An 8,068-nucleotide genomic window follows, 5' to 3' on the forward strand; every position below is an offset into this window, starting at 1 on the left:
CTTCTGTTGCCGGAGCGCTGTTAGCGGTTCCGGGTTTTGTTTGAAACAGTTATCTGTTTTTGTTTAATTTTATGGCAATACAAAGCCGGGCAGGCCCGGCTTTGTTTCTTGCACTGACAGAGAGCCGGATTACAGCGCCGGCATGCTGTAGCCTTCGATCTTGGCGGCTTGTACCAGGCCGGCCAGGTATTCGTGCATGGCCTTGTTGCCGGCCATCTGGGTCAGGTATTGCTGCAGACGCTGCTTGATGTCGTCAAAGCTGATCTGGCCGCCCTGATTGCGCTCGTTCACCTGGATGATGTGGTAGCCAAACTGGGTTTGCACCAGGTTCGGGGTGATCTGGCCGGCTTCGGTGCTGAATACCGCTTGTTCGAATTCCGGCACCATCTGGCCGCGACCAAACTGGCCCAGGCTGCCGCCTTGCTGACCGGACGGGCAGGTGGAGTGTTCACGGGCCAGGTCGGCAAAGCGGGACGGGTTGGCCTGTACTTCGGCCAGCACGCCTTCAGCCTTGGATTTGGCCAGCATATTGCCCAGCTCGTCACCGCCACCCAGCGGGAACAGGATGTGGCTGGCCACGGCGGATTCGCCGCTGGCAAAGCGTTCCGGGTATTCGTCGTAGAAGGCGCGGCAGGTGGCTTCGTCCACCGGCTCTACCTGGATTTCCTTTTCCAGCAGGGCACCAATGGCTGCATTGGGGTTGGCAGCGTCCAGGCCTTCGGCCTTGGCTTTTTGCAGCAGCAGTTCACGCAGAACCAGTTCCTGGATGGTTGCATCGCGCGGGTTGGGCGCATCTGCGTGGTTTTCCTGTTCTGCTTGCACCATGGCTTCAGTGATTTCGACGCCGTTTACGGTAATGGCCATGAGATTTTCCTGTTCGGGGAGAGTAAGTGAGACGCTGCAAAGACTACGGCGCGCTAAAAGTGGGAATTAAATGGGGCTGCCGGGGTGGATGTCAATAGCGCTGCAAGGTGCGGGGCCGGTTTTGTGCTGATTTGCGAATATTTGTTAAGGCAGCTGGCCCGATTATCAATCAGCAACATTTCCGGCCGCGAGCGACAACACTGCGACATGCCTGCTTAGTTAAATGTCCTGAATCTTATTTTCGGGGCGATATCGTGAAATCATTCCGCTGGACAAGCTATCCGCTGGCTTCGGCTATGTTGCTGACCGCACTGGCCTTCGTGCTGTGTCACGCGCTTTATATTCCCTGGCCGGACAATTATTTTGCCTGGCGGCATGAGTTGATGCTGTTGAGCGGCGTGGAGATGATCATGCTGATGTCGCTGGGCATGCTGCTGGGCATCCGCCCCTTGTGGCTGGAAAAGCTGTGGGGCGGGCTGGACAAGATGTACCGCCTGCACCGTCGGCTGGGGATTGCTGCCGGCCTGATGCTGGCAGGTCACTGGTTGCTGGATTTGTCTCCACGCTGGTTGATGCAGCTGGGTTTGCTTGCCCCCAGAAACAAGCCGTTTCATCCACATGTATTTTCCTGGACCGGTCTGGCCAAGCAGGTGGGGGAATGGGCTGCCTGGGCGATTCTGGGGCTGGTGATCATTGCCTTGTTGCGCCTGGTGCCATATGGCTTCTGGCGCAAATTGCACAGGCTGTTTGCCCCGGTCTACCTGATGGGCGTGTTTCACAGCGTGATCCTGATTCCGCCGGCCTTCTGGTGGACGCCGCTGGGTTGGGGCCTGGCCATTGCCATGCTGGCTGGTGTGTTTGCCGCCCTGGCTTCACTGCAAGGTAAAACCGGTATTCTGCAGCGTTATGGTGGCAGCATTACCGCGCTGCGCCCCTTGCCGGGCAATATGCTGGAAGTCAGTTGCCTGTTGCCGCGCTGGCCCGGGCATCAGGCCGGGCAGTTTGCCCTGCTGCGGCTGGAGGCAAAGGAGGGTGCGCACCCCTTCACCATTGCCTCGGCCTGGCCGGGGTATGGCGAGCTGCGTTTTGTCATCAAGGCACTGGGCGACTACACCGCCAGCCTGGCCGGGCGCTTGCAGGTGGGGATGACGGTCGAGGTGGAAGGGCCGTATGGCGGTTTTACCGGTGCGGTGGATGGACGGCCGCTGGATGGCCCGCAAGTGTGGGTGGCCGGCGGAGTGGGCGTGACGCCGTTTCTGGCCTGGTTGCAGGCTGCCTGGCGGCCACTGACGGTGCCGGTGGATTTCTATTACTGTGTGCGCCATGCGGCAGAAGCTGCCGCGCTGGAAGAAATACGCACGGCATGCCGTCGGCTGGGTATCCGTCTGCATGTGCTGGAGAGTGACAAGGGACAACGCCTGCAGGCTGATGCCTTGCCGACGGCCAGCGATGTCTGGTTTTGTGGCCCGGAAGGCCTGGGACGCAGCTTGCAGCGGCAACTGGCTGCACGTGCCGTGCCGCCGCGTTTTCACCACGAGGCATTCTCGCTGCGTTAAGGCCGTATTGGTGTCAGAACAGGTCGATGTCACCACTGGCGACTTCGGCCTCGCTCACCATACCCAGTTGTTGCAGGGCTTCAAACTGGTTTACCTGGTTGCGGCCATGGCTTTTGGAGTAGTACAGCGCCTTGTCGGCACGTTCTATCGCCTGGGCTGGCACCATGCAGTTGCCCAGTCTGGTAAAGCCCAGGCTGACAGTGACCTGGCCCACTTGCGGAAAGGGCTGGGTGGAAATGCGGGTGCAAAAACCTTCCAGAATGGCCTGTGCCTTTTCGTCACTGACAGAGTTGAACAGGATGGCGAATTCTTCGCCGCCATAGCGGAACAGGCCGTCATCTTCACCAAAGAACTGCTGCATGCGTTGTGCCAGCATCAGCAATACTTCGTCACCAATCATGTGGCCGTAGGTATCGTTCACTTGCTTGAAATGATCGATGTCCAGCAAGGCAAGATAAGGTAGCCGTGGTGTGCTGTCCTGCTGCTGGGCAACCCGGGCAAACAGCTGACTGTCAAACTTGCGGCGGTTGAAGAGGCCGGTGAGGGTGTCACTGTCGGAGGCGTGCAGCAGGTTGAGGAAATTCTCATGGATGCGTGCCAGCGCCAGCAGCAGGGTGTGATCCACCTGCACCCCTTCATGTGGAGTGATCATCAGTACCGCCACCACCTGATTGGCCTGATACAGCGGCAGGCACAGGCCGGTATCGGTGGAGTAGACGTCCTGGCGTTCATCCTGTTGCAGCAGGATGCGCAGCATTTTGCTGCCGGGCAGGGTCCATGGCTGGTTTTGCTGGGGTAGCTCGTCCAGGCTGTCCAGCTGGATGCGCCACCAGGGATGGCCGTCAATCCAGCGGCAGTTGTATAGCGCAACCGTGCAATCCTTCAGCAACTCACGCAGTGTGGTGAGCAGGCTGATTTCCAGCGTACGGCGTTCGCGCTGGGCAGTCAGTGCCACCAGGCTGTCGAGGATGTCCGGCAAGGGTTGGGCGGATGGCATGTTCAGTGTGCTAGTGCTACGCATGTCCTGTGAGGCAATATCTGCTGCGCTTGGGTTCGTTCATGATAAACGTTGCCCCAGTATAGATATCCCAGACCGGATATGCCATGAAGAAGGCCGGTCAGAGTCTGACCGGCCTTGATCCATCAACTGCGGCCGGTACTGCCAAAGCCGCCTTCGCCACGTTCGGACTGGTCGAAGTCATCCACCAGATTGAACTGCACCTGGACGACCGGCACGATGATCATCTGGGCAATGCGTTCCAGCGGTGTCAGGTGGAAGGCGGTGTGCCCCCGGTTCCATACCGAGACAAACAGCTGGCCCTGGTAGTCGGAGTCGATCAGGCCGACCAGATTGCCCAGCACGATGCCATGCTTGTGGCCCAGGCCGGAGCGCGGCAGGATCATGGCGGCCAGTTTGGGGTCGGCAATGTGAATGGCCATGCCGGTGGGCACCAGTTGGGTTTCACCCGGTGCAATCAGCAAGTCCTTGTCAATGGCAGCCCTGAGATCCAGACCGGCAGAACCGGGCGTGGCATAATCGGGCAGGTTGTCGTGCAGGCGCGGGTCCAGCACTTTGACGTCTACAACAGGTTTCATGATGGTATTCCTGCGAATCAAATGGGCAGGCAGGCCGCGCGGGCCTGCCTTGGGGCAAGGTCGGATTGTGGTTGCGACTTAACGGGGCAGCAGACGGGTCAGATGCTCGACAATGGCCCGGGCCACGGCGGGCTTGGGCATGTCCGGCAGCGCGTGGGCTCCGGCATCGTCCAGCAGCACAACCTGGTTGCTGTCCGCACCCATGGCGTGTTGCGCCAGATTGGCCACCAGCAGCGGCAGCCGTTTTTTCTTGCGTTTGCTCTCGGCAAATTCCAGCAGGTTCTGGCTTTCGGCAGCAAAGCCGACACAGAACGGTGCGGCGGGCAGGCTGGCTACCGTGGCCAGGATGTCAGGGTTTTCTTCCAGTTCGATGATCGGCAGGCCCGCGCCTTTCTTGATCTTGTGCTCCGAGCGGTTTTTTACCCGGTAGTCAGCCACCGCAGCCACACTGATGAAAATGTCCGCAGCGCCGACAGTCTGCATCACGCTATCGTGCATTTGCAGGGCGCTGTCCACATTGATGCGCGTCATACCGATGGGGGCAGGCATGCCGGTGGGGCCAGAAATCAGCGTTACGTCGGCACCGGCGTCGCGGCAGGCGCGTGCCAGTGCATAGCCCATTTTCCCGGAGCTGATATTGGTGATGCCACGCACGGTGTCGATGGCTTCATAGGTGGGGCCTGCGGTCAGCACCACTTTTTTGCCGGCCAGGGTTTTGGCTATAAAAAAGCCTTCCAGCATTTCGGCAAGTGCTTCCGGCTCCAGCATGCGTCCTTCGCCCACTTCGCCGCAGGCTTGTTCACCGCTGTCCGGTCCCCAAACCGACACCCCGTCCGCCTTCAGCTGGGCGACATTGCGCTGGGTGGGCGGGTTTTGCCACATCTGGCGGTTCATTGCCGGAGCGACGATCAGCGGACAGGTGCGGGCGGCGGCCAGCGTGGAAATCAGGTCATCGCTCACGCCGTGGGCCAGCTTGAACAGCAGGTTGGTGCTGGCCGGGGCAATCAGGAAGGCATCTGCCCGGCGCGACAGTTCGATATGCGCCATGGCGTTGTCCGGTCGCGGGTCCCACAGGTCTGTGTAAACCGCATGGCCGGACAGGGCCTGAAATGTAACCGGGGTGACAAAGCGGGTGGCGGACTCGGTCATCACCACTTCCACCGTATGACCGGCCTTGACCAGCAGGCGGGTGAGTTCGGCTGCTTTGTAGGCGGCAATGCCGCCGCTCACACCTAGCAGGATGCGTCGGGCTGTCATGGCTGTCTTGAAGGAGTGTGCAATAAAGAGCGCATTTTAGCGGAAATCGGCCAAGGTCGCGCAGCGCTTTGCAACTGGTCCTTGGCCAGCACAGAGAAGTACCGCGACATGGATATGATGTTTGCTCACTGCGTGCAAACAGGCTATAGCCAAAGTAAGGAAGATGATTGATGTCCATTAACGATTGGCCCCTGGCAGAACGCCCGCGCGAAAAACTGCTGGCTCGTGGCGCTGCTGCGCTATCCGATGCCGAGTTGCTGGCCATCTTCCTGCGCACCGGCATCAAGGGAATGACGGCGGTGGACATGGCCAGACATTTGCTGGCCGAGTTCGGCTCCCTTGCCGCGCTGCTCAATTGTGATCTGGCAGCGTTTGAGCGCTGCCCCGGACTGGGGTCGGCAAAATATGCCCAGTTGATGGCCAGCAAGGAACTGGCGCGTCGCGCACTGGCCGAAGAAATGAACCTGACTGATGCGCTCAGCAGCCCGGATGCAGTCAAGGACTATCTGCGCTGGGTGATAGGCAGGCGTGATATCGAAGTGTTTGTGGTGCTGTTCCTCACCGCTCAGCACCGGGTGATTACAGTGGAGGAGGTGGCTAGCGGTACCTTGACGGAAACCAGGGTCTACCCGCGTGAAGTGGCGCGTCGCTGTCTGCAGCACAATGCAGCTGCGGTGATTGTGGCGCACAACCACCCGTCCGGGGTGGCAGAACCTTCGGCGGCAGACCGGGCGCTGACCGGCAGCCTCACACAAACCCTTGCCCTGGTGGACTGCCGTTTGCTTGATCATTTTGTGGTAACGGGCAGCCAGGCGGTGTCGTTCGCGGAACGTGGCTGGCTGTGATGAAGGGTGCGTACTGATGCTGCATCGGCCTGACAGTGCTGTGGCGGCAAACGGTTGCATCACTGCAGGTGACTGTCGGCTGTGACCTTGTCTCTCAACTGCATTACACGGAGGCTGCCATGAACATCCTGCGCTTGCTCAATGAGTCTGATTACATTCAGGTCAACAACCAGTTCATCAAACCCGATCAACACGGCGCATCGGAAGAGTTTGCCGATGAGGACGACATCGTGCTGGAGGCGCATGTCGATGGCCAGAACCTGGTCCTGACGCTGGGTGAGCTGGAAGACGCCACGCCGCTGGCTGATGGTGGATTCTGGCTGGAGGGCGTCGGCTATCTGCGTTTTCTGTCACGGCAGAGCCTGCACTGAGTCTGCTGGTCGTGTGCATGTCGGTTTGGGATGCCAAGGGTTTTCCTGCCGGTGTGCCTGCTGTTTGATTTGTCTCAAATCCGGGTTCGAAGTCAGCTGCTAGAGTATGCGCTCTTATTCTAAGGGCATAATCAGCTGCCTGGCTTCGAGGGTGAAATGGAAAAATACCGAATCGGCATGATTGGCGCAGGTGTCACTGGCACCCCTTTGTTGCGGCAATTGCTGGATGCGCCGTTTGTTGAGATGGTGGGTGTGGCTGATCTGGATCTGCGTCTGCCCGGTATCGCGCTGGCGCGCGAGCGCGGTGTTCCGGTGACCAGCAACTTCATCGAGATTGCTGAACAGGGCGATCAGGTGGACATCATCATTGATGTCACCGGTTCGCGTAAGGTACGGGAAGATTTGCGTCGTTTCATGCAGTTTTCCGGTAATAGCCATACCGTGATCGTGCATGAGCGCATCGCCTTGCTGATGATGTCACTGGGCGCTGGCACGCAGGTGGAAACCCAGCACGAGGAAATGGGCTACTGAGCCTGCGCTTACAGCAGGCATGCAAGACAAACCCGGCTTCGGCCGGGTTTTTTGCATTTCACGGCATAAGGGGCTTGTCAGCCAAAACCACGCTGTTTCAAGGCCAGGTACAGCATGCCGGCGGTAATGGCGTCGTTCAGCGCGTCGTGGCGTGGCAGGGCCGGTACTTGCAGGTCGGCAATCAGCTCGGCCAGCCGCAGGTCGATGTAGGCACCAGGGTTTTGCTTGAACTTGTAGTCGTAATAGCGGCCGGAGACTTCGATCTGCCGGTTGGGCAGGCTGATGCCGGTGATGCCGCGCACATACTTGTTGAGCACTGCCACATCGTATTCCAGGTAATAGCCCACCAGCGGCCGCCCGCCGATGAAATCCAGCAATTGCCGCACCGCGTCGTCAGCATCCAGACCTTCCGACACATCCATGGGCCGCAGCCCGTGAATGCTGATATTGCGGCTTTCCAGCTTGCGCGTGGGTTTGACCAGCACATAAAAAGACTGGCTGGACAGGATGCGGTTGCCGCGCAGCTTCACCGCGCCAATCGACAACAGCTCGGCTTCCTGCACTTTCAGGCTGGTGGTTTCGCAGTCCACGCTCACCACCTCCTGCGTGTCATCGACAAACAGGCTGGCATAGCGCGGGTCTTTCAGCATGCGGCGCTGCCACTGGCGTTTGAGATTGCCCAGCATCAGAAGCTCCCCAGGCGGAAGTGATGACGCAGCTGGGTGCGGAACTTCTTCACCACGGCCAGCGCATCTTTCAGCAGGTCGCGCTCCAGCGTGGACAGCTGGTCCGGTTCAATCTGGTTGCCCGGCAGTTTGCCCAGCGACAGCTGCTGCAAACCCTGGCTCAGCTTGAGCGTGAGCAGGAAGGACAGCGATTCGGCAATTTCAATGGCCAGCTCCTTGTCCAGATGTCCGGCTTCGGCCAGTGCGTGCAGCCGGTCGAAGGTGTTGCACTGGCTGATTCCGTGTTCCAGCGAGAGTGAGCGCACGCCATGCACCAGCGGGAAAATGCCGCCTTTTTTCAGGTCCAGCATGGCCTTGCCGTT

At 59.5% G+C, this 8,068-nt stretch carries 10 protein-coding genes; 4 read left to right on the plus strand and 6 right to left on the minus strand.

The features are described 5' to 3' along the window. Positions 1–129 precede the first annotated feature (129 nt). A complete protein-coding gene (locus tag JHD62_RS10490) occupies positions 130–864 on the minus strand; it encodes a peptidylprolyl isomerase (protein WP_045845263.1) in 735 nt (244 codons plus the stop codon). A 254-nt stretch (positions 865–1,118) separates the two neighbouring features. On the opposite strand from JHD62_RS10490, the gene JHD62_RS10495 reads away from it, so the two are divergent. Continuing rightward, the gene (locus tag JHD62_RS10495) at positions 1,119–2,420 is read left to right on the plus strand and encodes a ferric reductase-like transmembrane domain-containing protein (protein ID WP_199102848.1); all 1,302 of its coding nucleotides are present in this window, start codon (positions 1,119–1,121) and stop codon (positions 2,418–2,420) included. A gap of 13 nt (positions 2,421–2,433) precedes the next feature. Here JHD62_RS10495 and JHD62_RS10500 read toward each other — a convergent pair whose 3' ends face one another. From JHD62_RS10500 to coaBC, 3 genes are all read right to left on the minus strand, one after another. Next, on the minus strand, positions 2,434–3,417 hold the full coding sequence (locus JHD62_RS10500) for a GGDEF domain-containing protein (RefSeq protein WP_199102849.1): 984 nt from the start codon (positions 3,415–3,417) through the stop codon (positions 2,434–2,436). Positions 3,418–3,563: 146 nt separating this feature from the next. Further along, the gene (gene dut, locus JHD62_RS10505; protein ID WP_062791246.1) at positions 3,564–4,016 is read right to left on the minus strand and encodes a dUTP diphosphatase; all 453 of its coding nucleotides are present in this window, start codon (positions 4,014–4,016) and stop codon (positions 3,564–3,566) included. A gap of 78 nt (positions 4,017–4,094) precedes the next feature. After that, the gene (gene coaBC, locus JHD62_RS10510) at positions 4,095–5,273 is read right to left on the minus strand and encodes a bifunctional phosphopantothenoylcysteine decarboxylase/phosphopantothenate--cysteine ligase CoaBC (protein ID WP_199102850.1); all 1,179 of its coding nucleotides are present in this window, start codon (positions 5,271–5,273) and stop codon (positions 4,095–4,097) included. 170 nt (positions 5,274–5,443) lie between these two features. On the opposite strand from coaBC, the gene radC reads away from it, so the two are divergent. The 3 genes from radC (at position 5,444) to JHD62_RS10525 (ending at position 7,020) form a co-directional block, all read left to right on the plus strand. Further along, positions 5,444–6,118 (plus strand): DNA repair protein RadC, encoded by a 675-nt coding sequence (gene radC, locus JHD62_RS10515; protein WP_199102851.1) that lies wholly within the window; start codon positions 5,444–5,446, stop codon positions 6,116–6,118. Between the two features lie 119 nt (positions 6,119–6,237). Then, positions 6,238–6,489, plus strand: a complete 252-nt coding sequence (locus JHD62_RS10520; RefSeq protein ID WP_178972851.1) for a hypothetical protein — start codon at positions 6,238–6,240, stop codon at positions 6,487–6,489. Between the two features lie 156 nt (positions 6,490–6,645). After that, positions 6,646–7,020 carry an oxidoreductase gene (locus JHD62_RS10525; RefSeq protein ID WP_045845257.1) on the plus strand — a complete coding sequence of 125 codons (375 nt, stop codon included), beginning with the start codon at positions 6,646–6,648 and terminating at the stop codon, positions 7,018–7,020. A 77-nt stretch (positions 7,021–7,097) separates the two neighbouring features. Here JHD62_RS10525 and JHD62_RS10530 read toward each other — a convergent pair whose 3' ends face one another. Together JHD62_RS10530 and JHD62_RS10535 are read right to left on the minus strand one after the other, a co-directional pair. Continuing rightward, positions 7,098–7,706: a 3'-5' exonuclease gene (locus JHD62_RS10530; protein ID WP_062791242.1), complete on the minus strand. Its 609-nt coding sequence runs from the start codon at positions 7,704–7,706 to the stop codon at positions 7,098–7,100. Beyond that, positions 7,706–8,068 (minus strand): putative nucleotidyltransferase substrate binding domain-containing protein (locus JHD62_RS10535; protein ID WP_304506246.1); only part of this gene is annotated, 363 nt, incomplete at its 5' end. The genes JHD62_RS10535 and JHD62_RS10530, both read right to left, overlap by 1 nt.

Source organism: Aquitalea sp. ASV11, assembly GCF_016429185.1.
GTDB lineage: Bacteria > Pseudomonadota > Gammaproteobacteria > Burkholderiales > Chromobacteriaceae > Aquitalea > Aquitalea pelogenes.